The sequence below is a fragment of the Pseudomonas putida NBRC 14164 genome (assembly GCF_000412675.1).
GTDB classification, from domain to species: Bacteria; Pseudomonadota; Gammaproteobacteria; order Pseudomonadales; family Pseudomonadaceae; genus Aquipseudomonas; species Aquipseudomonas putida.
Window position 1 is genome coordinate 1271290 of the sequence record NC_021505.1, and the last position, 25265, is coordinate 1296554.

Annotated in this window: 19 protein-coding genes and 1 pseudogene; 10 read left to right on the plus strand and 10 right to left on the minus strand. The window is 61.6% G+C overall.

The features are described 5' to 3' along the window. The first annotated feature begins 98 nt into the window (after positions 1–98). The 10 genes and pseudogenes from PP4_RS05610 to PP4_RS05655 all read left to right on the plus strand — a co-directional run bounded on the left by PP4_RS05610 (position 99) and on the right by PP4_RS05655 (position 11118). Positions 99–1263, plus strand: a pseudogene (locus PP4_RS05610) (FAD-dependent oxidoreductase). A 145-nt stretch (positions 1264–1408) separates the two neighbouring features. Further along, positions 1409–2305 (plus strand): nitrilase family protein, encoded by an 897-nt coding sequence (locus PP4_RS05615; RefSeq protein ID WP_016498279.1) that lies wholly within the window; start codon positions 1409–1411, stop codon positions 2303–2305. 10 nt (positions 2306–2315) lie between these two features. After that, positions 2316–3470, plus strand: coding sequence for a hypothetical protein (locus PP4_RS05620; protein ID WP_016498280.1), 1155 nt, complete (start codon positions 2316–2318; stop codon positions 3468–3470). Next, a complete protein-coding gene (locus tag PP4_RS05625) occupies positions 3467–4459 on the plus strand; it encodes an asparaginase (RefSeq protein ID WP_016498281.1) in 993 nt (330 codons plus the stop codon). The genes PP4_RS05620 and PP4_RS05625 overlap by 4 nt, the downstream gene beginning before the upstream one ends. Positions 4460–4550: 91 nt before the next feature. After that, positions 4551–5102, plus strand: a complete 552-nt coding sequence (locus tag PP4_RS05630; RefSeq protein ID WP_016498282.1) for a UPF0149 family protein — start codon at positions 4551–4553, stop codon at positions 5100–5102. Positions 5103–5107: 5 nt separating this feature from the next. Continuing rightward, complete coding sequence (locus tag PP4_RS05635; protein WP_016498283.1) at positions 5108–5665, plus strand: UPF0149 family protein; 558 nt, start codon at positions 5108–5110, stop codon at positions 5663–5665. Positions 5666–5901: 236 nt separating this feature from the next. Beyond that, positions 5902–6531 (plus strand): glutathione S-transferase family protein, encoded by a 630-nt coding sequence (locus tag PP4_RS05640; protein WP_016498284.1) that lies wholly within the window; start codon positions 5902–5904, stop codon positions 6529–6531. 27 nt (positions 6532–6558) lie between these two features. Further along, positions 6559–8595: a pyridoxamine 5'-phosphate oxidase family protein gene (locus PP4_RS05645; RefSeq protein ID WP_016498285.1), complete on the plus strand. Its 2037-nt coding sequence runs from the start codon at positions 6559–6561 to the stop codon at positions 8593–8595. 173 nt (positions 8596–8768) lie between these two features. Continuing rightward, a complete protein-coding gene (locus tag PP4_RS05650) occupies positions 8769–9665 on the plus strand; it encodes a LysR family transcriptional regulator (protein WP_016498286.1) in 897 nt (298 codons plus the stop codon). 157 nt (positions 9666–9822) lie between these two features. Next, positions 9823–11118 carry an MFS transporter gene (locus PP4_RS05655; RefSeq protein WP_016498287.1) on the plus strand — a complete coding sequence of 432 codons (1296 nt, stop codon included), beginning with the start codon at positions 9823–9825 and terminating at the stop codon, positions 11116–11118. A 147-nt stretch (positions 11119–11265) separates the two neighbouring features. On the opposite strand, the gene PP4_RS05660 is transcribed toward PP4_RS05655, so the two are convergent. The 10 genes from PP4_RS05660 to PP4_RS05705 form a co-directional block, all read right to left on the minus strand. Beyond that, positions 11266–12135 carry an aldose 1-epimerase gene (locus PP4_RS05660; protein WP_016498288.1) on the minus strand — a complete coding sequence of 290 codons (870 nt, stop codon included), beginning with the start codon at positions 12133–12135 and terminating at the stop codon, positions 11266–11268. A 24-nt stretch (positions 12136–12159) separates the two neighbouring features. Continuing rightward, a complete protein-coding gene (locus PP4_RS05665) occupies positions 12160–13083 on the minus strand; it encodes an EamA family transporter (RefSeq protein ID WP_016498289.1) in 924 nt (307 codons plus the stop codon). A gap of 154 nt (positions 13084–13237) precedes the next feature. Continuing rightward, positions 13238–14518 carry a TRAP transporter large permease gene (locus tag PP4_RS05670; RefSeq protein ID WP_016488692.1) on the minus strand — a complete coding sequence of 427 codons (1281 nt, stop codon included), beginning with the start codon at positions 14516–14518 and terminating at the stop codon, positions 13238–13240. Beyond that, entirely contained in the window at positions 14519–15046 is a 528-nt protein-coding gene (locus PP4_RS05675; protein WP_003254832.1) for a TRAP transporter small permease, read from the minus strand. A 66-nt stretch (positions 15047–15112) separates the two neighbouring features. Next, positions 15113–16084: a TRAP transporter substrate-binding protein gene (locus tag PP4_RS05680; protein ID WP_016488691.1), complete on the minus strand. Its 972-nt coding sequence runs from the start codon at positions 16082–16084 to the stop codon at positions 15113–15115. Positions 16085–16148: 64 nt separating this feature from the next. Next, a complete protein-coding gene (locus tag PP4_RS05685) occupies positions 16149–17030 on the minus strand; it encodes a glucurono-1,5-lactonase (RefSeq protein ID WP_016498290.1) in 882 nt (293 codons plus the stop codon). Positions 17031–17056: 26 nt separating this feature from the next. After that, on the minus strand, positions 17057–17863 hold the full coding sequence (locus tag PP4_RS05690) for an NAD-dependent epimerase/dehydratase family protein (protein WP_016498291.1): 807 nt from the start codon (positions 17861–17863) through the stop codon (positions 17057–17059). Between the two features lie 240 nt (positions 17864–18103). After that, a complete protein-coding gene (locus PP4_RS05695; protein ID WP_016498292.1) occupies positions 18104–19342 on the minus strand; it encodes an OprD family porin in 1239 nt (412 codons plus the stop codon). Positions 19343–20009: 667 nt separating this feature from the next. Next, positions 20010–21260 carry a ribonucleotide-diphosphate reductase subunit beta gene (locus tag PP4_RS05700; protein WP_016498293.1) on the minus strand — a complete coding sequence of 417 codons (1251 nt, stop codon included), beginning with the start codon at positions 21258–21260 and terminating at the stop codon, positions 20010–20012. Between the two features lie 781 nt (positions 21261–22041). Continuing rightward, entirely contained in the window at positions 22042–24921 is a 2880-nt protein-coding gene (locus PP4_RS05705) for a ribonucleoside-diphosphate reductase subunit alpha (RefSeq protein ID WP_016498294.1), read from the minus strand. Between the last annotated feature and the right edge of the window lie 344 nt (positions 24922–25265).

The following is a 25265-nucleotide window of genomic DNA, read 5'->3' on the forward strand; positions in this document are numbered from 1 at the left end:
CGATCCTGTAGGTGCCGGCGGGTGGTGCATAACACCCCCCTCACGCATCTTGCAAATGCTCATGCTCAGGTTCTTCAACTCATGGAGAACACGAGAGCATGACAATTGGTTCTACACACAACCACCCCGCCGATCTGACCATCGACCCATCACTGCCGATGCAGCCGTGGGCCGCGCGTTTCCCTAATCCCCCAGATCTCTGCTTTGACTACCGCCGCCTGATCGAACAAGAGGGAGGCGTTGCACGAGCCACTCAGCCCGAACATCGCATTTGTATTGTCGGTGCCGGCGTTACCGGATTGACTGCGGCCCGGGAATTATTGCGCTGTGGTTTTAGCCGTATCACCTTGATCGAGCAGTCCCGGCGTGTAGGCGGGCGACACCTGACAGTCGTGAACAGCTCTGCAAGCCACAAGCAACCTGTCACTCCGTTTGAAATGGGGGCCATGCGCATGCCTTTCTTCAATAGGACAGGAGAATCACCTAAAGATGGCCGCTCGCTTATGGCGTATTACGCCAAGCTGTTTGAGCTGCGGATTTCTGATTTCCCCAATCCAGGCACACCCTGGGTGAATGCCACGGGTATTTATCTTCGCGAAGGGCAAATACAAGGTGAGGGTGACCCGGTGCTATTGGTCTGGCGTAATCCGTCAGGGGAAACACCACCACCGTCGGTTGTCTTGCAGCAGGTCTACGAGAAATGGCGCAGCTTTGCTGAGCGGTTTGCTGAACACGTTTCCACTGTTTATGGCACGCAAAGCTGGGAGTCGACATGGCGGGACATCGTCGAACGCTATCACCGCCAGGGATTTGGTGCATTTGCCCGCCCTCGTTGCCTGGGAGGATGATGCAACGAAATTGGCAGCCTTCTCTGATGAGGAGTTGGCGACCAAGTGCCTGAAGGAGCTCGATCGGATCCTTCTGCGGTGCACCAATGTGGGTGAGGCGATATCGCCCTACATCGATACTCGAAACATTCGCATACAGCGTTGGAGCACAGACCGAAATGCGCTCGGGTGTGCGAAATTGTATAGGGCAGGTACCTACTTTGATGCGGTAAACCTGATGAAATACAACCGGGATCTGAGCGCGAGCTCAGGGTTGTATCTGGCTGGAGAGTCCTTCTCAGTTGACGCCGGGTGGACAGAGCCGTGTTTGCGCACGGCAATTGATACGGTCATCAACCTCTGCAACAACACTTCAGCGCAATTCAATGGTGGCTTTACCCTTGAGCACTACCCACATTATCAAGTTGGGAAATAGCGGCGTACGGGCCATTTTGTAGGGGGAGTCCTACTGCGATCATGTGATTTTCCTTCGGTCCCATAGGACCCCCCTGACTGTCCCTCCCAGGCCCAACATCGCTTTACTGGCGTCCTTCCAAAACAACCACAAAAAGGAAGCCGCCATGTCTGAATCCTGTTCCCCCGTCAGCCCTGTACGTATCGCTGTCATCCAGTACGATCCCCAGGTCGGTCTTGAGCATTGTGAGCGAAACCTGGATAGAGGGCTGGCACTGGCCCGGCGCGCAGTAGGCGAAGGCGCCAACCTGATAGTGCTGCCTGAGCTGGCCAATACCGGCTATGCCTTCAACTCCCGCGCCGAAGCCTATGCCCATGCAGAGACGCTGCAGGACGGCCCCAGTCTGAAAGCCTGGGCGGACTTCGCAAAGGAGTACCAAGTTTACCTGGCCGCCGGTTTTTCCGAGCGCGACGGGCTGAAGCTCTACGACAGCGCCGTACTGTTTGGCCCTGAAGGCCGGCTCGGGCACTACCGTAAGGCTCATCTCTGGAACCAGGAAAAACTCTGGTTCACCCCCGGCGATCTGGGATTCCCGGTATTCGAGACGCCGATCGGCCGTATCGGCCTGCTGATATGCTGGGACATCTGGTTCCCGGAAGTCCCGCGTCTGATGGCGGCGCAAGGCGCCGACATCATCTGCAGCCTCAACAACTGGGTATGGACCCCGCCACCATTGTTCGATGAAGCAGGGCGCTGCATGGCCTCGTACCTGACCATGACCGCAGCGCATGTCAACAACGTTTATATCGCCGCCGCGAACCGTGTCGGGAGCGAGCGGGGCGGGCGCTTCCTGGGGTGCTCGCTGATCGCCGGTACCAATGGCTGGCCGATTGGCGAAGTGGGCAGTGCAGAGGCCGAAGAAATTCTCTATGCGGATGTAGATCTGAGCAGTGCACGCTCGGCGCCGATCTGGAACACCCTCAACGACCTGCCACGAGACCGGCGTACCGACCTCTACGATGCCAGTCTTGGCTACCGCTTGCACGGGCCCATGCCACGTTGAGGAGTCGTAAATGAACACGCTACTCTTCTCAGGACAGCAGCGTTGGCCTGTGTTGATTTTTGCCTGTGTGCTGCTGGTGCTCGCTGCGAGCCTTGCCCATGGCCAATGGCCGGATTATGCAGTTATGGTGGCGACGCTCGATCAGCCGCTGAGCCGCTTGCGCTGGATCGTCGGTGATATCAGCGAAGTGGCATTCTACAAGCACGAGCTGCCCGCACTGGGCTTGCTGCTTGGCGCTTGCCTGGCGCACTGGGGCCACGTGCGAGGGTATCGCTGGCAGGGCTTTGCCATTTGCTATGGCAGCGGACTATGGCCATGGGTGTTCACCAGTTCGTTCCTGGGCTTGGTGCTTAGCCACGCGTTGTGGGGGTGGACCTTGGCCAGTGGCAACTGGCAACCCACCTTCGTCGCCTTCGTGTCATTGCCGGCCGCTATGGTATTGCTGTTTGGTGCGGGCTGGCGGGTGACGATCACGGGGGCGGTACTGGGTGCTCTACTGGTAACACCGGCCAGCCTTCTGATAGTCAACTACCTGTGCTATCCCCTGCAGTTGCCCGTAGTAGTTGGCAACGTGAGCGGCATGGCGGTTGCCAGTGTCGTGGCCTTCAGCCTGTGCAAGCGCTTTCCTTCATGGGTACGCCAAAGCCGTGTGGCCACCGCAGTGGCGCCGGTCGTCAACCTGCCAGACTACGGTGTGGTCTGGACGTTGCGTCGGGTCCTGGCCGATTTCAGCGAAGCGCCATTTTTCGGTAATGAGCTGGCCAGCCTCGGGCTGCTGCTGGGGGTGTTGCTGGCTTACCTGTTAGCTCCGGCTGCACCGTCCTACGGTTCAATGCTGGTGATGCAGATAGTGGCCGGCCAGGCCTTGGCATCGTTGGTTGGGGTCGTGTTCTGGCGTGGACAGTGGAAAGCCCGGGGGTGGTACCCTACCTACATTCCGATTGTCTCGATCGTTCCGGCCGCAGTGCTGACGCATGGCGGCAGCTGGCAGGTGGTGGTGGCCAGCGCAGTGCTGGGGGCGCTGGTGGCTCCGCCGCTGGCAATGGCGATCACCCAGCGGTTGCCGGCTTATGTGCATGGCTACGTCGGCAACGTGATGTCGATGGCCATCAGCACCCTGGGGATCGTGCCTCTGATCGGCTTACTTGCGGGGGGAAAAGCATGATTGAACATTCGAGCCTGCCCAGGCTGTCGATCGCTAGCCTGGGGGGCACGGTCAGTATGCAGGCCCAGGCTGTTGGGTGTGGTGTGACGCCAACCCTTGACTGCGAGCAGCAACTGCTTCAGGTGCCACAGTTACGCCAGATGGCGCAATTGAATGTTGCTTCATTGTGCCTGGTCCCTAGTGCATCGCTGGACTTCGCGACGTTGCTGGATGTGCTGGCATGGGCCCGGTGCGAGGTGGAGCGCGGAGCCCAGGCCTTGGTAGTGAGCCAAGGGACCGATAGCCTGGAGGAATCGGCTTATTTCCTGGATCTGCTGTGGCCATTCGATGCGCCATTGGTGATGACCGGTGCCATGCGCTCGGCCAGCCAGCCGGGCAATGATGGGCCGGCCAACTTGTTGGCTGCGGCTCAGGTTGCATTGGCACCAGACAGCTGCGGGCGAGGTGTGCTTGTGGTGATGAATGACCAGGTCCACCGCGCGGCAAGGGTGCGCAAGACGGCCAGCATGGCGATAGCCGCGTTCGAGTCGCCGGGATGTGGCCCATTGGGCGAAGTGGTAGAGGGGGAAGTGGTCTATCGTCATCCGCCAGCACGACGGGAAGTGCTGCCCATACCGCATCGCACCGACCAGCGCGTTGCCCTGCTGGAAGCCTGCGTGGACGCAGACACGGCGCTGCTGCAGGCTGTGGCTACATTGGGTTATGAAGGATTGGTCATTGCCGGCTTCGGCGCTGGGCATGTTGCTGCTAGTTGGTCCGAGGTGCTGGAACACCTGGCGCCCACCTTGCCAGTAGTGGTTGCCACGCGCACAGGTAATGGGCCAACCGCGCGGACAACCTATGGGTTTGCTGGTGCAGAAATCGACCTGCAGAAAAAAGGCGTATACATGGCAGGGCAGCTCTGCCCGCGCAAATGCCGAATCTTGCTGTGGCTGTTGATTGGCACCGATAGGCGACATGAGTTGCGGGACTGGTTGTTGCACTACTGAACCATCTGCCCGCGCGGTAGTTCACGCGGGCAGCCCTTCCGGCGTTGCTGTGCTAGGGTGCACACACTTTTGCTTCCCAGGATTCTCACCCATGCTCCCCGTACTCAGCGAAAAAGAACTCGACCGTCTCGAAGACCTGTTGATCACCTACGGCAACGACTATTCCGTGCTGAACCTGGCCGAGCTCAATGGCTTTTTCACCGCGCTGGCCAGTTCGCCGGTCGCCGTCTTCCCGGAGCAATGGCTGCCCGCAGTGGCCGGTGGCAAAGTGCCGAAGTTCAAGAAGCCAGCGCATGAAGAAGCGTACACCGCGTTGATGTTGCGCTATGCGAATCAGGTGAAAGAGGCATTGACTGATGACGTCGACCACTTCGAGCCGCTGTTCGAGGAAAGCGAGGGCGAGGTGGGCACTGTCATCGTCATGGAGGAGTGGTGCTTCGGCTATATGCGCGGCACCCAGATTGCCGGGTGGGGTGAGTTGCCGCAGGAGCAGGACCAGCTGTTGAAGGTCATTTCCCTGCATGGGCTTGAAGATAACTTCGAGCTGCTTGATCAGATGTCCGAGCAAGATATTCAGGCGTGCGTGCCGAAAGTGATTGAGGCAGCACGCACGATTTTCCGTTTCCACCGGCTGCAAAACTGAAATTTATGAGTAAGGCGATCACTGACCAAGAGTTGGACGAACTGGGTGAGCTGCTTTTCAAGTATGGCAATGATGACGCCATACTTGATATCAGCGAACTCGACGGTTTTATGAATGCCTTGTGTAGCTCGCCGCGCCTGGTGCCCCCGAGTGAGTGGCTGCCTGAGGTTTCCGGTGGCAAGCTGCCTGCGTTCAAAACGCAAGCACAGGCTCGACGCTACACGGACTTGATCATCAAGTTCTACAACACTGTAGCGGTCATGCTCAGCGAAGCCACGGATGAGCTGAACCTGCTCTTTGAGGTCAGAGACACGGAGCAGGGCGAAATCGTGGTGCTTGAAGAGTGGTGCTTCGGGTATATGCGCGGCGTTCGTTTGGGAAAATGGACAGCGTTACCTGTCTCACTTCGAAAACATCTCGACGCTATTGCCCTGCATGGTCAGGAGGAGGGTTTTGCCATTCTCGACACAATGAGCCTGGAGGAACATCAGGCCACCGTTCCGCAGGTGGTTGAGGCAGTGCATGTCCTTTACCTCTACCAACGCCAGCAGCGATTTGGCTGAGTGTTCGCATAGCGCCAGATGTGCTGCCTGGGCGGTAGCGCGTTTGGTGTGGGGCCGCTTTACGGTCGGCTCGGCACCTGGCAAGGCAGCCCCACGTAATAGCTGCCGGCCTTGAATGTGTCATTATTGCGCCCCGCGAAATTATGGTTTCCCTTACGCACTGATTCTGCTGCCTGCTGATCCAGTGCAGCATAGGCTCCACCAGCCCATCCCGGTGCTGATCAGGAGCCAAACCCATGTCGAACCCGATCAAGCTCTACAACTTCCCCAAGTCTGGCCACGCCCATCGCATCGAATTGATGCTGTCGCTGCTCAACCTGCCCACCGAGCTGGTGTTCGTCGACCTGGCCAAAGGCGCGCACAAGCAGCCGGATTTTCTGGCCCTCAACCCGTTCGGCCAGGTCCCGGTTATCGATGACAACGGCACGGTGATCGCCGATTCCAATGCCATCCTCGTCTATCTGGCCAAAAAGTATGACAACGGCACCTGGTTACCCGAAGAGCCCGCTGCCGCCGCCCGTGTGCAGCGCTGGTTGTCGGTGGCTGCCGGCCCGCTGGCCTTTGGCCCCGCTGCTGCGCGCCTGGTGACCGTGTTCGGCGCTGCGTTCAACACAGACGAAGTCATCGCCCGTGCCCATACCCTGCTCAAGGTGATCGACGCCGAGCTGGCCAAGGCGCCATTCCTGGCGGGCAGCACGCCCACCATCGCCGACATCGCCAACTACTCGTATATCGCCCACGCGCCAGAAGGCAACGTGTCGCTGGAGCCCTATGCCAACGTGCGCAGTTGGCTGGCACGGATCGAGTCGCTGCCGGGCTTCGTGGCCATGCCGCGCACTGTGATCGGGCTGCAGACCAGCGCCTGATACCTCGCCTTCGAGAGGAACGCCACCATGCAACAGCCCCCGGACCACCGCCCCTCGCCCTGGCATGCGGGCGAGAAAACCCTGCAGGAAAAGGTCGGTGTAGCAGAACGCATGGAGGCGTTCGGGCAAAAGGTCATTCGTGACTACATGCCCGACCAGCACCGTAGTTTCTATCACCAGTTGCCGTTCATGGTGGCCGCCAGTGTGGACGTTCTTGGCCGGCCTTGGGCCACCCTGCTGGAAGGGCCGGAAGGGTTCGTCAGCTCGCCCGACCCTCGCGTGCTGACGATCGACACCACGCTGCCAGCAGATGACCCCGCCACCCCGGGGCTGGTAGCCGGGCAGGCGGTCGGCCTGCTGGGTATCGAACTGCACAGCCGTCGGCGCAATCGCATCAACGGGCAGATCCGCCAGGCTGCAGAAGGACAACTGCAGGTTAGGGTGGAGCAGTCGTTCGGCAACTGCCCGCAGTATATCCAGTTGCGTGACTACACCCGCGTTGCCGAGCCCGCCCAGGCGCGTGTCGATGCGACCACACTGGATGCCACATGTGTCAGCCTGATCCAGGCTGCCGACACGTTCTTCGTCGCCAGCTATGTCGAGCAAGGTGACGGCCAGCGCGCTGTGGATGTTTCTCACCGTGGCGGCCGGCCAGGGTTCGTCAAGGTCGAGGGCAATCGGCTGATCATTCCGGACTACGCGGGCAACCTGCACTTCAACACCTTGGGAAACTTGTTGGTGAACCCGCGGGCCGGCTTGCTGTTCATCGATTTCCGCAACGGCAACGTGCTGCAGCTGTGCGGGCGTGCCGAGGTGCTGCTGGACAGCCCGGCCATCCAGGATTTCGAAGGCGCCGAGCGGCTGTGGACGCTGGAGGTGGAGCAGGTAGTGTGGCGCCCGGCTGCGGTTTCCCTGCGCTGGGCGTTCAAGGAATACGCACCGACCAGCCTGATGACTGGCACCTGGGCCGAGGCCGACGCACGCCTGCAGCAACGCCAGCGACAGCGCCAATGGCAAGCCTGGCGTGTGCTGCGGGTGGAGCAGGAGAGCCGCGATATCCGCTCGTTCTACCTTGAACCGCCCAGCGATAGCCGCGTGGTCTTTGCGCCAGGGCAACACATTCCGGTACAGGTTCAGATCGATGGTGAGGCCGCGATGATCCGGACCTACAGCTTGTCGAGCGCACCGTCCGATGGCTACCTGCGTATCAGCGTAAAAGCGCAGGGCCCCGCCTCTCGGCACCTGCATGAGCGCGTCAAGCCAGGGGATGTGCTGGATGTGCGCTCGCCTATGGGCAGTTTCACGCTGGATGAGCAGAGTACCCGCCCGCTTGTGCTGATTGGCGCCGGCGTAGGTATAACGCCGTTGCTGGCCATGCTGCGTGAGCAGCTGAGTAAAGGGCAGGCACGGCGCATCCATTTATTCCATGGCGCTCGCACCCTGGCCGACCTGCCATTCGGGCAGGAGCTGGCAAGCTTGCGGCAACAGGCTGGCGGCTTGCTGCACGTTCATCGCGCCCTGAGCCAGCCAGAAGACCATGCCGTGGCCGGGCAGGATTATGAGTTTACCGGCCGGCTGGGCATCGAGCAGGTCAAGGCGACGCTGGCGCTGGATGACTACGATTTCTACCTGTGCGGCCCGGGCAGCTTCACTCAGGACCTGTATGAAGGGCTGCGCACGGTGCATGTGCCGGATGCGCGCATTCACGCTGAAGCCTTTGGCCCGTCAACGCTGCGGCGCCACACGGATGCCGGCCAGCCCACCTTGCAACAGCCGCCTGCGGCCAGCGAGCCAGTACCTGTGTACTTCGCGGCGTCGGCCAAGGAGGCGCGCTGGGCACCAGGCAGCGGCACCCTGTTGGAACTGGCCGAGGCGCGTGGGTTGGCGCCGGATTTCAGTTGCCGGGGTGGGTCGTGCGGTACCTGCAAGACCAGGCTGGTGAGCGGCCAGGTGCATTACCCGAACCCACCGGCAGAGCTCCCGGAGGCGGGGTCGGTGCTGATCTGTTGTGCGGTGCCGGCGCAGGTTGAGGAGGGGATACAAGCGCTGGTGCTGGATATCTGATATCCCTGTCCTGGCCTCTTCGCCGGCAAGCCAGCTCCCACAGGGATCGCACATACCTTGAGTTCAATGCGGTCGAGGTGGGAGCTGGCTTGCCGGCGATGAGGCCAAGGCAGGCAGCACAAAGCGCCCGGATAACCGATAATCCCGGCACCCCCAATTACCCAGGAGCCCGCATGGACCAGATCCACCTGATGAAGGTGTTCGTCGCGGTAGGTGAGCTGGAGAGCTTCGCCGCCGCCGCGCGCCGCCTGGACATTTCCCCGGCCGCCGTCACCCGCGCCGTTAGCGCCCTGGAAGACCAGCTTGGCGTGAAGCTGCTGCTGCGCACCACCCGCAGCGTGCGCCTTACCGAAGCCGGTGGCCGCTACCTGGAGGACACCCGGCACATCCTGGCCAGCATCCACGAGGCCAACGAGGCGGCCGCTGGCATCAACGCCACCCCCAAAGGCGACCTGGCAGTTACCGCCCCGATCCTGTTCGGCAAGAAGTTCGTCATGCCCTGTATCGTCCGCTACCTGCAGCAGTACCCGGACGTCGATGTTTCCGCCTACTTCCTCGACCGTGTGGTGAACATGGTCGAGGAGGGCATGGACGTGGCCGTGCGCATCGGCCCGTTGCCCGACTCCGGGTTGAAGGCGTTGCGGGTCGGCAGGGTACGGCGCATGTTGTGTGCGTCCCCCGACTATCTGGCGCGGCATGGCGTGCCGAAGCATCCCTCCGACCTGGCCGGGCATTCGGTGATCGGCACCACCAACCTGTCGCCCCGTGCCGGCTGGCGCTTTGGGGTGACAGAAGAGCCAACCCTGGTGCGTATGAAGCCGCGCCTGACGGTGACCAGCAATGACGGGGCGATCGCTGCCGCCAGCGGCGGGCTGGGGATTGCCCGCCTGTTGTCGTACCAAGTGGCCGATGAGCTGGCCAGTGGGCAGTTGCAGGTGATCCTGGCGGAGTACGAGGAGGCGCCCTGGCCGATTCATGTGTTGCATCGCGAGAGCAAGTACGGCTCTGCCAAGGTCAGGGCCTTCATCGACATGCTGGCGCAGGCGCTGCGGGCCCAGCAGCTGGACTGAGATCGTACAACGCAGGGTGAAACATTAAGAAATAATAAGTGTTGTACGATGACCTATGACGTGGCACTCTTTCGCCTGAAACAATTTGTCGCAAATGCCTCTGCCGGTGTTCGCGCCAATCGCTCGCCACACTAAAAACAAGAAATTCAGGTGAACCATGAAGATGAAAGGCATGCGTTGGTGGATGGTCAGCCTTGTCACGGCTGGGCTCGTCGTCAACTACCTCGCCCGCAACACCCTCTCGGTGGCCGCCCCCACCTTGATGACCGACCTCTCCATCAGTACCGAGCAATACGCCAAGATCGTTGCCAGCTGGCAGGTGTGCTACGCCCTCATGCAGCCGGTAGCCGGCTGGTTCATCGATTTCATCGGCACCAAGCTGGGCTTTGCCGTGTTTGCCATGGCCTGGTCGCTGGCGTGTGCTGGCGCGGCCTTGGCCACCGGTTGGCAGAGCATGGCGTTCATGCGCGGGCTGCTGGGCATGACCGAAGCCGCTGGCTTGCCGGCCGGGGTCAAGGCTACCACTGAGTGGTTCCCGGCCAAGGAGCGCTCGGTGGCGATCGGCTGGTTCAACATCGGCTCGTCGCTTGGCGCCTTGCTGGCGCCGCCGCTGGTGGTGTGGGCGATCCTGCACAGTGGCTGGCAGCTGGCGTTTGTGATCGTTGGCGCCTCGGGCATTGTCTGGACCCTGCTGTGGATGCTGTTGTACAAGCACCCGCGTGACCAGAAGCGCCTGAGTGATGAGGAGCGCGACTACATCCTGGCCGGGCAGGAAGCGCACTTCAAACAGGACAGCCGCGAGAAGGGCGCTTGGAAGCGCATCTTCAAGGCCCGCAACTTCTACGCCATCGCTTCGGCGCGGATCCTCTCCGAGCCGGCCTGGCAAACCTTCAACGCCTGGATTCCGCTGTACCTGATGACCGAGCGGCACATGAACATCAAGGAAGTGGCGATGTTCGCCTGGCTGCCATTCCTGGCTGCCGATATCGGCTGTGTGCTGGGCGGGTATCTGAGCCCGCTGTTCCACCGCTACTTCAAGGTGTCGCTGTTCACCTCGCGCAAGATGGTGCTGGTGTTCGGTGCCAGCTGCATGATCGGCCCGGCCTGCATCGGCCTGGTGGAAAGCCCGTATACGGCGATCCTGCTGCTGTGCATTGGCGGGTTTGCCCACCAGACGCTGTCAGGGGCGTTGTACTCCATCACCTCCGACTCGTTCAGCAAGGACCAGGTGGCCACGGCGACCGGCATGGGCGGCATGTGCGGTTACCTGGGGGCAGCAGCGTTTACCCTGGTGTTCGGCATTCTGGTCACGCAGATCGGTTACAGCCCGCTGTTCGTGGTGCTGGCGGCGTTCGATATCGTGGCAGCAGTGCTGGTGTGGAAGGTAGCGCGGGAGGTGCGTGGCGAGCCTTCGGTCACGCCGATGGCGAACCCGACCGGGGCATTGGCATAAGGCTTGAAATTCAGGGGCCGCTTTGCGGCCCATCGCCGGCAAGCCAGGCTCCCACAGGTACTGCACAAGGCTTGAGGTCTATACGATCAAGTGGGAGCTGGCTTGCCGGAGATGGGCTGCGCAGCAGCCCACATCAAGGCAACACAATCAAAGGGGTCGATACTGCATCCTGAACCCCAGGCTCATCCCTTCCCCCTGCTGCAACAACCGCAACCCAGGCCGCCCTGGCAGGTGATGCGCATTGACCGGGTGGCTTACCGGTTCAAAGCAGAAAAAACCTTGCCCCTGCGGGCAAAACAGCAAAAAGTGTTCAGCCCCGCTGGCACTGCACGCCAGTCGATAACCCGCGCTTGGCTGTTCGATCACACACTCTCCCGGCCAGCCACTGAAGGCGTGATCGACCACCGTGTCGGGCAACCGGCCCAAGGCATTGAAGCACCACTGCTCGGGCACCTCGGCCTGGTACGACGGCAACCGCCCATGCTCGGCCAGCCACACTTTGCGCGCCGCGGCATACAGCTGGGTATCGGGGTATCGCGGAAAGTAAGGATGCAACCCCAACCCATACCAGGTAGCCGGCCCATCCAGGTGGGTTACATGCAGGTCCAGGTTCAGGCACCCCTCATGCAAGTGCACATCCAGCGTTGCCTGGTAGGCAAACGGCACTTCACTGTGCAGCCTCAGGCGCGCGCGTCGCTCGCTGTGGTGCTCCACCTGCCAGGCCTGCTGCCAGGCGCTGCCATGAATCGGGTAGGGGTCGTGCCCGGTATTGGGCGTTAGCGCCTGCCAGCCATCCCGGCGAGCGAAGCCACCCCCGGCAATGCGGTTGGACCATGGCGCCAGCGGGTAACAGGCCAGGCGTCGCGGGGTGCCACTGGCCAGCGCGGCCGGGTCAGAATGGCGCAGCAGCGCTTGCCCGGTCGCTTTCACTTCCCAGTTGACCAGGCTGGCGCCCAGCTCCGGCGCCAGGCTCAGGCGGGTCAGGCGGTCCTGCAGGTGCAGTTCGGTCACAGCCATTCAAGGCTCCTTTCACATGAACAATCAACTGGCCCGACGGTAGGTGAGCAGCACGATGCCGCACACCACCACGGCGCCGCCGAGTAATTGCAGGTTGCCGAGCTGCTGGTCGAGCAACGCCCAGCCCAGCAACAGCGTGGCGATGGGTTCGACGTTCATCACCGGCGCGTTCTGCGCCATGTTCAGCCTTGGCACACACACGAATAGCAAGGTAAAGGCCAGGCCATACAGCACCACCAGGCTGGCCAAGGCCACCCAGCCGGCGCTGCTGCCAGGTAGTGACAAGCCGGACGGCATCACGCCGCTTGCGCCTGCAACCAGCATGCTGGAGAACACGATCAGCAAGGTCAGCAGGCTGCGCACAGGGCCGCGCACGCTGGCCAGCTTGTGGTCGGTGATCCACAAGGCGCAGGCAAAGGCACAGGCGGCGCCGAAGGCCAGGCCGACCCCTAGCGCCCAGTGCGGGTTGGCCGTGCCGCTGTCGGCAAGGCGTGCCGGCACATCCAGCGCCAGCACCAGGCCGCACAGGATCAGGCCCATGAACAGCACGGTGCGGCCGGTGGGGCGTGCGCCACCCAGCGCCCAGGTGAGCAGCGCCAGCAGCATCGGGAAGGTGTTGCCCACCAGCAGCGCCAGGGCTACCGGAATGCGCGCCACCGCCGAGTACAGGCACAGGCTTTGGGTGGCGATCAGCAGGCCCAGCAGCAGCTGCCAGTGCCGCGTGCCTGCCGGCAGGCCCAGCGCCTGGCGTTGCCACAACAGCAGGCAGGCCAGTACCAGCAAGGTGATGCCTGAGCGGCAGAGAATCGCCAGCAGCACGCCGGTGCCGTCATCGAAGGCGATGCGCGCGGCGATGTGGTTGCCTGCGAATGAACAGGCCAGCAGGGCGAGCAGGGCGATGGCCAATTTGCGCGGGAATAGAGGTACTGCCGAGGAGGGAACAGCCATGTGCAGGATCCATTTGCAGAAAGAACCAGAGGGCTGCTTTGCAGCCCATCCCCGGCAAGCCAGCTCCCACAGGGGGTGCGCAGGGCTGGAAGGCTGCACAATCCTGTGGGAGCTGGCTTGCCGGCGATGGGGCGCAGAGCGGCCCCGATTACAGTTACAGCACCACGCTAGGCAGCCACAGGGAGATGGCGGGAATGTAAGTCACCGCCATCAGCACCAGGAACAGCGCCAGGTAGAACGGCAGCAGCGCCTTCACCGTCGACTCGATGCTCACCTTGCCGATGGCCGAGCCCACGAACAGCACGGCGCCCACCGGTGGCGTTATCAGCCCGATCCCCAGGTTCACCAGCATGATCATGCCGAAGTGCACCGGGTCTACACCAATACCGGTAATCACCGGCAGCAGGATCGGCGTGAGGATCAGGATCAACGGCGCCATGTCCATCACCGTACCCAGCAGCAACAGCATGAAGTTGATGCACATCAGGATCACGTAGCGGTTGTCCGACAGGGTCAGGAACGCCGTGGTGATCTTCGACGGGATCTGCATCAGCGTCATCACGTAGCCGAAGCTGGCGGCAAAGCCGATCAGGATCATCACGATGGAGATGGTCCGTACCGTGCGGTGCATCAGCTTGGGCAGGTCGCGCCACTTGTAGTCGCGGTAGATGAACATGGTCACGAAGAATGACCACACCACTGCCACGGCTGCCGATTCGGTCGCGGTGAACACGCCCGACAGGATGCCGCCGAGGATGATGACCATGGCCATCAGGCCCCACAGCGCCTCACCGGCAATTTTCAACGCCTGGCGCAGCGGGATCACTTCGCCCTTGGGGTAGTTGCGCTTCTTCGCGAAGATCAGGCACAGGCCCATCATCACCGCGCTCAGCAGCAAGCCGGGCATAACCCCCGCCATGAACAGCGAGGCAATGGATACCGTGCCGCCCGCCGCCAGCGAGTACAACACCGAGTTATGGCTGGGTGGGGTCAGCAGCGCCTGCACCGAGCCACTGACGGTCACGGCGGTGGAAAATTCACGCGGGTAGCCTTTGCGCTCCATCTCCGGGATCAGCACCGAGCCCACCGAGGCGGTGTCGGCCACCGACGAGCCGGAAATCGCACCGAAGAAGGTCGAGGCCATGATGTTGACCAGCGACAGGCCGCCACGCACGAAGCCCACCAGCACCCCGGCAAAGGCCACCAGCCGCCGTGACATGCCGCCTTCGGCCATGATCGCGCCGGCCAGCACGAAGAATGGAATGGCCAGCAGCGAGAACTTGTTAACCCCACTGGCCACCTGGATCATCATCGCCTGCAGCGGGATGTCGATCCACCAGGCGCCGATCAGGGCCGACAGGCCCAAGGCGTACGCTACCGGCATGCCGATCAGAATCAGCACGATGAAACTGCCCAACAGAATGAACGCTTCCATTTACGCAGCTCCTTCGTTTTCTTCGACCAGATCAAAGCGCACGACCTTGCGGTTGCTCTGATCGCCCAGCAGGAGTTTTTCCAGCACGAACACCAGCGTCAGCACGCCGCCGACCGGGATCGGCGCGTAGGTCATGCCCACCCGCACGCCGGGCAGCGAGGCCAGCGACTGGTTCCAGGTGGTGATGCACAGCCGGGTGCCGTAATAGGTCATGAACACGCACACCACGATCATCAGCAGTTGTACCAGCAGGGCGACCAGCTGGCGCTGCAGCGGCGGCAAGCGGTCGGTAATCATCCCCACCGCCATATGCGCGCCAGCGCGATAGCTGGCGGCGGCACCAACAAAGGTGAACACCACCATTAGCAGGATCGAGACTGGCTCTGGCCAACTGGAGCCGGTGCCCAGCACGTAGCGGGCGAAGATGCCCCACGGGATGATCAGCGTCATGGCCAGGATCGACAGGCCCGCGATCCAGATGCAACTGCGGTACAGCGTGTCGTTCACGCTCAGGAAAAGCGATTTCATAGGCATCACCAAAGCGGCAGGGCGGCGGGCGCCGCACTGCCGAGGTCGTCTTGGAAGGGGCTGGTATTACTGGACGGCGTCGATACGCTTCATCAGGTCGGCGTACGGCGCGCCGTACTTCTCGCGTACCGAAGCGGTGGCGTCATAGAACGGCTTCTTGTCCACGGTAATGAACTCGACACCAGCGGCCTTGAGTTTCTCTTCGCTGGCGGCGGACTTGGCGTCCCACAGTGCACGCTCTTCCATCTGCGCCTCACGCGCGACCTTCTTCACCAGTGCCTGCTGCTCGGGGCTGAGCTTGTTCCAGGTGGTCTTGGACATCACTACAGGTTCCGGCAGGATCAGGTGGCCGGTCAGGGTGTAGTACTTGGCGCTCTGGAAGTGGTTGTGCTCAAGGAGGGTAGGCGGGTTGTTCTCGGCGCCATCGATCACCCCTGTCTGCAAGGCGCTGAAAATTTCCCCGGTGTCCATGGCGATGCCGTTGCCGCCCATGGCGTTCATCATGTCGATGAACAGCGGGTTGCCCTGCACGCGAATCTTCATGCCCTTGAGGTCTTCCAGGCTGCGTACCGGTTTTTTCGTATAGATGCTGCGCGAGCCACCGTCCATCCAGGCCAGGGCCACCAGGTTGAAATCGGAGTTGGTGATCTTGTCGAGGATTTCCTGGCCGATCTCGCCGTCGATGATCTTGCGCATGTGATCATGGTCACGGAACACGAACGGCATGTTGAACACGTTCACATCCGGTACTACCGGGCCGACGATCCCTAAGCTGACACGGGTCATCTGCACGGCGCCGATCTGTGCCTGTTCGATCACTTCCTTTTCCGAGCCCAGCACACCGCCGGCGAACATCTTGAAGGTGATGTCGCCATTGCTGGCCTGTTCCAGCTTTTTACCCATGTTCTGTTCGGCGACCACGGTCGGGTAGCCGGCTGGGTGAATTTCGGCGAACTTGATGTCCAGTGCCGAAGCAGGCATGGCCACGCTGAAGGCGAAGGGGAGGACGGCAAGGAGCAGCTTGCGTTTGAACGTCATGATGAAACTCCGTGGTTTTTATTATCCGGTTTCGGGCGTGCAAGTGTGGGTGTGGCAGTGGGGCTCAGCCCCGGTAGGCAGGTTCCTCCAGGCCCTTGGTGCCAGGGTTGAGCGCAAATACCCCGCCAGCCAGGGGCTGGTCGCTGAGGTCTGTGCCTGCGGGGCGGATGGAGGTGACGTACAGGGTGTCGAGGTTGGCGCCGCCAAAGGCGCACATTGCCGGCTTTTTCACCGGCACGCTCAGTGAGCGGTCAAGGCGGCCGTCAGGGGTGAAGCGATGGATCTGCCCGGCGTCATTACCGCAGATCCAGTAGCAGCCATCCTGGTCGATAGCGGCGCCGTCGGGGCGCCCGGGGTAGCCGCGCATGTCGACGAACAGCCGCTTGTTGTAAGGCGTGCCGCTGTCGATGTCGTAGTCGAAAGCCCAGACCTTCTGCACGTTTGGGTGCGAGTCGGACAGGTACATGCGCGTGCCGTCGGGGCTGAAGGCCAGTCCGTTGGGTACGATCATGCCGTCTTGCTGCAGGTGCAGCTGGCCCTCTCCATCATGGCGGTACAGTGCACCCACGTGAGCACCTTGCTGCATGTCCAGCAGCATGGTGCCGGCCCAGAAGCGGCCCTGGCGATCGCAGCGGCCATCGTTGAAACGCATGCCGGCCTGGGCGTGCGGCACGGTGCTGAGCAGGCGGCTATCAAGGCTGCCGTCGGCCTTGGGCTGGAGCTGGAAGATGCCGCTTTCCATGCCGGCCACCCAGCCCTGGCCGCTGCGGGCGATGCAGGCCAGCATCTCGTCGCCCTGCCAGACCTGGTGCTTGCCATCAGTCGCCTGCCAGCGGTGCAGCTGGCGGGCAGGAATGTCGACCCAATACAGGGCCTGTTCGCTGGCGTGCCACACGGGGCTTTCGCCGGTGCCGTTGCGGGCGTCGACAATCAGTTCGCAGTTCATGGCCGTGCCTCCTGGCGTGCGTGGGTTTAGTTGAACGGGCCGGCCACGGCGAAGGCGCCGCCCTGGTAGACCATGCTCGGGTCATCCGCGGCGGGCGCCGGCTGGGCTTCCACAGCGGCGCGGAAGCGCTCGGAGCTGTCCTTGGGCTCATAGCCAAGGTGCTCGGCATAGCGGTTGTCCCACCACACGGTGCGGTTATCGGAGGCGCCGTAGACGATGGTGTGGCCAACGTCGGGCGTGAACAACCCTCGCTCGATAAGCTGCACCAGGTCGTCGTAGCTCAGCCAGGTGCAGAGCATGCGCGGGTTTTGCGGTTGCGGGAACGAAGAGCCGATGCGAATGCTGACGGTCTCGATGCCGTAGCGATCGAAGTAGAAACTGGCTACATCCTCGCCGTAGCACTTGGACAGCCCGTAGTAGCTGTCGGGGCGGCGCGGCGAGTGGGCGTCGATGCGCTCGTCCTGGCGGTAGAAGCCAATGGTGTGGTTGGAGCTGGCGAAGATGATGCGCTTCACGCCATGCTTGCGTGCGGCCTCGTAAACATGGAACACGCCGCAGATGTTTGGCCCGAGGATGTCTTCGAAGGAATGCTCGGTGGACACACCGCCGAAGTGGATGATGGCATCAACGCCGTCAACCAGCGCATGTACCGCAGCCTTGTCGGCCAGGTCGCAGGTAATCACCTCTTCATGCGGGCCTGAAGCAGGTGCCATCGGGCTGATATCGGAAAGGCGCAGGACCTCGGCGTAGCCTTGCAGGCGTTCGCGAAGGACCTTGCCCAGGCCGCCTGCGGCTCCGGTGAGCAGCAGGCGATTGAGGGGGGTAGTGGTCATGGCCGGCTCTTGTTGTTAATTGTTGTAGGTTGTCGTATGACTTTGCTAATTATTGGCGGTGGGTTCGATTGTTGTCAATGAGGCCTGCATCTCTTTATGGCCTGTCAGGGCTCTATCGCCGGCAAGCCAGCTCCCACAGGTACTCCACTTGGCTGGAAATTACCGCGGCCTGGTGGGAGCTGGCTTGCCGGCGATGGGGCGCAAAGCGGCCCTAATTTCAATCAGTGCCGGGCTTCTCGGTTACAAGAGCGATAACGGGTAATTGAAGATCAACCGGTTCTCATCGAACTCGTTATTGCTGTAATCCCGCCGAATCGACGAATTTCGCCACTTCACACTCAAATCCTTGAACGCCCCGCTCTGGATCACGTACGCCAGCTCGGTCTCACGCACCCATTCCTTACCATCGGTCACCACCCCGCTGTGCACGTCGCGCCCGCTGATATAGCGGTTCATCAAGGTCAGCCCCGGCACCCCGACGGTGACAAAGTTGAAGTCATGCCGCACCTGCCACGAACGCTCGTTGGCATTGTCGAAGCTGGAGTTGTAACTGTCGTTGGCCAAGGTCCCGCCACTGGTGCCGTTGACCCGCATCCAGGTATCGCCATCGACTTTCTGCAGCCCCACCCAGAACGTGCTGCCGCCGTACTTGGCCGAGAACATCCCCGAGTAGGTTTTATTGTCCAGTTCGCCAGCGCGTTCGGAGCCGTCCTCATCGCCATGGAAGTAGCCCAGGTTGGCACCCAGGGTCCAGTCACCCACCGGCTGGCTGTGGCTCAGTTGCAGGTACTGTTGCTGGTACACGTCCTTCAGCACCGCATTCCACAGGCCCACCAGCGTGCGGTCCTGGTTGAACTTGTACTCGCCGCCGACGAAGTTGAACCGGTCCGACACGCCAGCGCCGTAGCTCATGTCTTCCATGCTGGCGTCGTTACGCGGGCTGTTGCCGCGGAACTGGCCGCCGTACAGGGTCAGCCCTGCGATTTCATTGGAGGTGACCTGCCCGCCACGGAATGTCTGCGGTAACGAGCGACCGTCGTCCGAGCGAAGAATCGGCAGCACTGGCATCCACTCACCAATCTTCAGCTCGGTCTTGGAAATACGCGCCTTGCCCGCCACCGCCAGGCGCCCGTAGTCGTCTGCCGGCTTGCCATCGTCATGGCGGGGCAGCAACGCCGTGCCGTAGGTCCCGCCGCCGCCGTCGAGCTTGACCGACCACAGCCCCAAGACATCCACGCCGAACCCGACCGGCCCCTCGGTGAACCCCGAACGGGCATCGAGAATGAAGCTTTGCGTCCACTCCTCGGCCTTGCTTTGCGGGTTGCTGGGGTTGGTGAAGTTACGGTTGATGTAGAAGTTGCGCAGCCCGAGGGTGGCCTTGCTGTCCTCGACAAAGCCCGCAGCCAGGCTGGTGCCCGGCAGGCCGGCGATGACCCCGGCGCCGAGCAGGGCGAAAGGAAGGGTATGGCAGATTCTCATTATTGTTGTGCTCCCGAAGGGTATGGCAGCCCGTCCACCGGGCACGCACAAGCGGCCTGCGGCAGGGGGCGGGTAGTTAACGAGCCGGTCAGGGCCAGGGGTGAATGCGCGGTAACCCGTCGCTACGTACTGGCAGGTGTACGCGAGCTGGCCGGGCGAAGAGGGGTATGCAACAGACGTGGGTGGAGCGGGATGGGTGTCGACATGGGATCGTCCACTGATTGTTGTTTTTGTTATGTGTTGTCGTACAACTGTGGGCGATTATTAGCAAGGGGGAGGCGGGCTGTCAACGGCTGATAGCTGAGCCGGGAGGGTCCCGGTTGCTGCATTCCACGCCCCATACGCGGGACATGGTTTACAAATCAAATCCGATTGGCTGTGGACCCTGCCGCTAGCCTGCGCTATCTTCAGATCTGGCCCCGCCCTCGACCACCTAGACTGGCATGTCCAGTCCCGGCATCCTAGTTGGTGCCGTACCCCTCCTGTCGGCGTGGGCGGGGCCTCTTCCTTTTTCGCAATGCTCCCCGGCTAATATCGAGCGTCGGTGGGAGCGGGCATGCCCGCGAAGAGGCCAGCACAGGCGAAACCGTCCGCTGACATGCTATGCTTCCTCTACCAATAAAAAAGGCTGCCAAACGGCAGCCTCCTCGATGTTCAGCCCGGACAATCAGTCCCAGCTCAAAGCACCACCCGTCTGATACTCAATCACACGGGTCTCAAAGAAGTTTTTCTCTTTCTTCAAGTCCATGATCTCGCTCATCCATGGGAACGGGTTGGTAGTCCCTGGATACTCTTCCTTCAGGCCGATCTGTGTCAGGCGACGGTTGGCAATGAACTTGAGGTAATCCTCCATCATCGCCGCGTTCATGCCCAGCACTCCGCGTGGCATGGTGTCTCGGGCGTATTCGATCTCCAGCTGGGTCCCTTGCAGGATCATCTGGGTCGCTTCTTCCTTCATCGCCGCATCCCACAGGTGCGGGTTCTCGATCTTGATCTGGTTGATCACGTCGATACCGAAGTTCAGGTGCATCGACTCGTCACGCAGGATGTACTGGAACTGCTCGGCAACGCCGGTCATCTTGTTGCGGCGGCCCATGGACAGGATCTGGGTGAAGCCGCAGTAGAAGAAGATGCCTTCCAGTACGCAGTAGTAGGCGATCAGGTTGCGCAGCAGCTCTTTGTCGGTTTCGACGGTGCCGGTGTTGAATTCCGGGTCGGAGATGGCGCGGGTGTACTTCAGGCCCCAGGCGGCTTTTTTAGCGACCGACGGGATCTCGTGGTACATGTTGAAGATCTCGCCTTCATCCATGCCCAGCGACTCGATGCAGTACTGGTAGGCGTGGGTATGGATCGCCTCTTCAAAGGCCTGGCGCAGGATGTACTGGCGGCACTCCGGGTTGGTGATCAGGCGGTACACAGCCAGGGCCAGGTTGTTGGCAACAAGCGAGTCGGCGGTGGAGAAGAAGCCCAGGTTACGCATGACGATGCGGCGCTCGTCTTCGGTCAGGCCGTCCTGGCTCTTCCACAGGGCGATGTCGGCGGTCATGTTGACCTCTTGCGGCATCCAGTGGTTGGCGCAGCCGTCCAGGTACTTCTGCCAGGCCCAGTCATACTTGAACGGCACCAGCTGGTTCAGGTCGGCGCGGCAGTTGATCATGCGCTTTTCGTCTACCGCGACACGGGCCGATGAACCTTCCAGCTCGGCCAGGCCTTCGGCCACGTCGAGGGCGTCGAGGGCAGCTTTGGCACGTTTGACGGCTTCGGAGTCAGACGCGGTAGCAGCGCGAGCTTCCAGAGCGGCGGCACCACCGGCGCTGTCGAGCTTGTCGAGGGTGGCGGCGGCAGCGGCCTGCGCAGGGGTGTTGCCTTTAGCGGCTACTTCGCCGTCTTCGTTATCGAATTCGTCCCAGCTCAGCATGGTTTGGCTCCTGCTTGAGGGTCGCCCTGGGGCAACCGGTTGGATTTTAAAAAATGTGATGCCTGACGCAAGGCCGGTAACGGCGAATGGACAGCTCGAGAGGCTGACTCTCGTTTACATCTGAATGTGTTCTGGCTTGTACCTGGCCAGGCCTCGGGGAGGGGCCAGGACAATTGAATGGCGCTCTTTTCAGAGGGCGCAAAGTATACCGGAATTCACCTTCGATCGGGGCGCATGTCTTGCGGGCGAGGGTAACTTTTTCGACCGGTTTTGCGTGCATCCGTTCACGAAATGGCTGTGTTCTTCTACGGGGGGAGAGTGTAGCGCCAACCTATATCTTGTGCCAGTTTAAATTTTGAGACACACCATATAGTGTTTTATGACGGGTTGTTTTGTGTGCCCGGGCCTGATCATCGGCAAGCCAGCTCCCACAGGCACCGCGCCTGACCGCAGGGCGATGCAGTACCTGTAGGAGCTGGCTTGCCGGCGATGAGGCCCGGGCACACAACACTAGCAGCGGTGGCTGCGCAGCGTTTCGACGACATGCGTCTTGGGTTGTTTGCGTGCTACTTCTACCGAGGTAAAACGGCCGGTTTCAGCATTACGACCAATCTTGCGAGTTGCCACTTTTTTCCGTGCCATGGGCTTGCGTCCTGTTTTGAGAGGTCCTGTTCTTTTACCGAGCCGCGCGAGCGGTGGGCAAAGGGCAGGGTTTCTCTGAGGCACGGATACAAAAATGCCGCGCGGGGCACCCGTAGGCACCCCGCGCGGCATTCAGGCCTTACTGGCAGGCTTCGCAGTCAGGCTCGTCGATCGCGCAGGCTTTCGGCACTGGCGCCGGGCCGGCTGCCTGGACCGGGGCGCTGTCGCCACCGCTGGAAACGGCGTTGAGCTTGCCGGTGTTGATGGTCGACTTCTCGGTGCTGGTCGCAGCCAGGGCACGGAGGTAGTAGGTGGTTTTCAGGCCACGGTACCAGGCCATGCGGTAGGTAACGTCCAGCTTCTTGCCCGATGCACCCGCGATGTACAGGTTCAGCGACTGAGCCTGGTCGATCCACTTCTGGCGACGGGAAGCAGCGTCGACAATCCACTTGGTCTCGACTTCGAACGCGGTGGCGTACAGGTCTTTCAGCTCTTGCGGGATACGCTCGATCTGCTGCACCGAACCGTCGTAGTACTTCAGGTCGTTGATCATGACCGAGTCCCACAGGCCGCGGGCCTTCAGGTCACGGACCAGGTACGGGTTGATCACGGTGAACTCGCCCGACAGGTTCGATTTCACGTACAGGTTCTGGTAGGTCGGCTCGATCGACTGCGACACGCCGGTGATGTTGGCGATGGTCGCGGTTGGCGCGATGGCCATGATGTTCGAGTTACGAATACCTTTTTGTACGCGAGCACGCACCGGTGCCCAGTCCAGGGTCTCGTTCAGGTCGACGTCGATGTACTTCTGGCCACGGGCCTCGATCAGGATCTGTTGCGAATCCAGCGGCAGGATGCCTTTGGACCACAGCGAACCCTGGAAGGTCTCGTAGGCACCACGCTCGTCGGCCAGGTCGCAGGACGCCTGGATCGCGAAGTAGCTGACCGCTTCCATCGACTTGTCGGCGAACTCGACGGCAGCGTCGGAGCCGTAGGCGATGTGCTGCAGGTACAGTGCGTCCTGGAAGCCCATGATGCCCAGGCCGACCGGGCGGTGCTTGAGGTTCGAGTTACGCGCTTGCGGCACCGAGTAGTAGTTGATGTCGATCACGTTGTCGAGCATGCGCACGGCAGTGTTCACGGTGCGTTGCAGCTTAACGGTGTCCAGCTTGCCGTCGACGATGTGGTTCGGCAGGTTGATCGAGCCCAGGTTGCAGACCGCGATCTCGTCCTTGTTGGTGTTCAAGGTGATCTCGGTGCACAGGTTCGAGCTGTGGACCACGCCTACGTGCTGCTGCGGCGAACGCAGGTTGCACGGGTCCTTGAAGGTCAGCCACGGGTGGCCGGTCTCGAACAGCATCGACAGCATCTTGCGCCACAGGTCTTTGGCCTGGATGGTCTTGAACACCTTGATCTTGTTGTACTCGGTCAGGGCTTCGTAGTACTCGTAGCGCTCTTCGAAGGCCTTGCCGGTCAGGTCGTGCAGGTCTGGCACTTCCGAAGGCGAGAACAGGGTCCACTTGCCGTCATCGAAGACACGCTTCATGAACAGGTCAGGGATCCAGTTGGCGGTGTTCATGTCGTGGGTACGACGGCGGTCATCACCGGTGTTCTTGCGCAGCTCGATGAACTCTTCGATGTCCAGGTGCCAGGTTTCCAGGTAGGCACACACGGCCCCCTTGCGCTTGCCACCCTGGTTGACGGCAACGGCTGTGTCGTTGACCACTTTCAGGAACGGTACGACGCCCTGGGACTTGCCGTTGGTGCCCTTGATGTAGGAGCCCAGTGCACGCACAGGGGTCCAGTCGTTGCCCAGGCCGCCAGCGAATTTCGACAGCATGGCGTTGTCGTGGATCGCGTGGTAGATGCCCGACAGGTCGTCTGGCACGGTGGTCAGGTAGCAGCTGGACAGCTGCGGGCGCAGGGTACCGGCGTTGAACAGGGTCGGGGTCGAGGCCATGTAGTCGAAGGACGACAACAGGTTGTAGAACTCGATCGCACGGGCTTCCTTGTCTTTCTCTTCCAGCGCCAGGCCCATGGCCACACGCATGAAGAATACCTGCGGCAGCTCGAAGCGCACGCCATCCTTGTGGATGAAGTAGCGGTCGTAAAGGGTCTGCAGGCCCAGATAGGTGAACTGCTGGTCGCGCTCGTGGTTGATCGCCTTGCCCAGTTTTTCCAGGTCGAAGTCGGCCAGGGCCGGGTTCAGCAGCTCGAACTCGATACCTTTGGCGATGTAGGCCGGCAGGGCCTTGGCGTACAGGTCAGCCATCTCGTGGTGGGTGGCGCTGTCGGCTACATTCAGGAAGCCCAGGCCTTCGGCGCGCAGGGTGTCCATCAGCAGGCGGGCGGTAACGAACGAGTAGTTCGGCTCGCGCTCTACCAGGGTACGGGCGGTCATCACCAGGGCGGTGTTGACGTCCTTGATGGCAACGCCGTCGTACAGGTTTTTCAGGGTTTCGCGCTGGATCAGGTCGCCATCCACTTCAGCCAGGCCTTCGCAGGCTTCGCTGATGATGGTGTTCAGGCGGGCCATGTCGAGCGGCGCCAGGCTGCCGTCGGCCAGGGTGATGCGGATGCTCGGGTGCGGCTCGACCACCGCGTCGGTGTTGGCGCGGGTGGCACGCTCCTTGGCGCGCTGGTCGCGGTAGATCACGTAGTCGCGGGCAACTTTCTGCTCGCCAGCGCGCATCAGGGCCAGTTCTACCTGGTCCTGGATTTCTTCGATGTGGATGGTGCCACCCGATGGCATGCGACGTTTGAACGTGGCGGTAACCTGTTCGGTCAGGCGCGCGACGGTGTCGTGGATGCGCGACGAAGCGGCGGCGGTGCCGCCTTCAACTGCAAGGAACGCCTTGGTGATGGCAACGGTGATCTTGTCGTCGGTGTAGGGGACGACAGTACCGTTACGCTTGATCACGCGCAGTTGGCCAGGGGCGGTGGCGGCCAGATCCTGGTTGGAATCGGCGGCCTGCGGCACCTTGGCCTGCGGGTTCTCGCGAGTTGTGTCGGTTTGCATGGGTGGGTGTCTCCACAGTTTCTATATTGTTCAGGCGCCTTTTGGGCGCCCACCGTTCCGTCCACTTGCTCGATGACCCGGCGGGGATGCGCAGTGCATGCGCATCCGCCCGCACGGGCGTACCGACTTCGGGACAGACTCAGGAATAAGGGGCAATAGCTTGCCGCTCCCTGGCCGAAGTCAAAGGTTCTGGGTACATCCCAAAAACCGGTGCTGATGAGTGCCAGGCGTTGCCTGCAACACTCATACCCGAACAACGCCCTGAAAGGGCTTGCCTCGGTCGCCTCCGCAGGAGCGGTTTGGCTGCTGAAATCACCTGAAGTTCAGCCCGGAAAATCGCTTGA

What these genes read in the sequence shown, in the direction of transcription:
- PP4_RS05615 (WP_016498279.1), top strand. Translation starts at nt 1,409, where the DNA reads ATGTCTGAATCCTGTTCCCCCGTCAGCCCTGTACGTATCGCTGTCATC.
- PP4_RS05620 (WP_016498280.1), top strand. Translation starts at nt 2,316, where the DNA reads ATGAACACGCTACTCTTCTCAGGACAGCAGCGTTGGCCTGTGTTGATT.
- PP4_RS05625 (WP_016498281.1), top strand. Translation starts at nt 3,467, where the DNA reads ATGATTGAACATTCGAGCCTGCCCAGGCTGTCGATCGCTAGCCTGGGG.
- PP4_RS05630 (WP_016498282.1), top strand. Translation starts at nt 4,551, where the DNA reads ATGCTCCCCGTACTCAGCGAAAAAGAACTCGACCGTCTCGAAGACCTG.
- PP4_RS05635 (WP_016498283.1), top strand. Translation starts at nt 5,108, where the DNA reads ATGAGTAAGGCGATCACTGACCAAGAGTTGGACGAACTGGGTGAGCTG.
- PP4_RS05640 (WP_016498284.1), top strand. Translation starts at nt 5,902, where the DNA reads ATGTCGAACCCGATCAAGCTCTACAACTTCCCCAAGTCTGGCCACGCC.
- PP4_RS05645 (WP_016498285.1), top strand. Translation starts at nt 6,559, where the DNA reads ATGCAACAGCCCCCGGACCACCGCCCCTCGCCCTGGCATGCGGGCGAG.
- PP4_RS05650 (WP_016498286.1), top strand. Translation starts at nt 8,769, where the DNA reads ATGGACCAGATCCACCTGATGAAGGTGTTCGTCGCGGTAGGTGAGCTG.
- PP4_RS05655 (WP_016498287.1), top strand. Translation starts at nt 9,823, where the DNA reads ATGAAGATGAAAGGCATGCGTTGGTGGATGGTCAGCCTTGTCACGGCT.
- PP4_RS05660 (WP_016498288.1), bottom strand. Translation starts at nt 12,135, where the DNA reads ATGGCTGTGACCGAACTGCACCTGCAGGACCGCCTGACCCGCCTGAGC.
- PP4_RS05665 (WP_016498289.1), bottom strand. Translation starts at nt 13,083, where the DNA reads ATGGCTGTTCCCTCCTCGGCAGTACCTCTATTCCCGCGCAAATTGGCC.
- PP4_RS05670 (WP_016488692.1), bottom strand. Translation starts at nt 14,518, where the DNA reads ATGGAAGCGTTCATTCTGTTGGGCAGTTTCATCGTGCTGATTCTGATC.
- PP4_RS05675 (WP_003254832.1), bottom strand. Translation starts at nt 15,046, where the DNA reads ATGAAATCGCTTTTCCTGAGCGTGAACGACACGCTGTACCGCAGTTGC.
- PP4_RS05680 (WP_016488691.1), bottom strand. Translation starts at nt 16,084, where the DNA reads ATGACGTTCAAACGCAAGCTGCTCCTTGCCGTCCTCCCCTTCGCCTTC.
- PP4_RS05685 (WP_016498290.1), bottom strand. Translation starts at nt 17,030, where the DNA reads ATGAACTGCGAACTGATTGTCGACGCCCGCAACGGCACCGGCGAAAGC.
- PP4_RS05690 (WP_016498291.1), bottom strand. Translation starts at nt 17,863, where the DNA reads ATGACCACTACCCCCCTCAATCGCCTGCTGCTCACCGGAGCCGCAGGC.
- PP4_RS05695 (WP_016498292.1), bottom strand. Translation starts at nt 19,342, where the DNA reads ATGAGAATCTGCCATACCCTTCCTTTCGCCCTGCTCGGCGCCGGGGTC.
- PP4_RS05700 (WP_016498293.1), bottom strand. Translation starts at nt 21,260, where the DNA reads ATGCTGAGCTGGGACGAATTCGATAACGAAGACGGCGAAGTAGCCGCT.
- PP4_RS05705 (WP_016498294.1), bottom strand. Translation starts at nt 24,921, where the DNA reads ATGCAAACCGACACAACTCGCGAGAACCCGCAGGCCAAGGTGCCGCAG.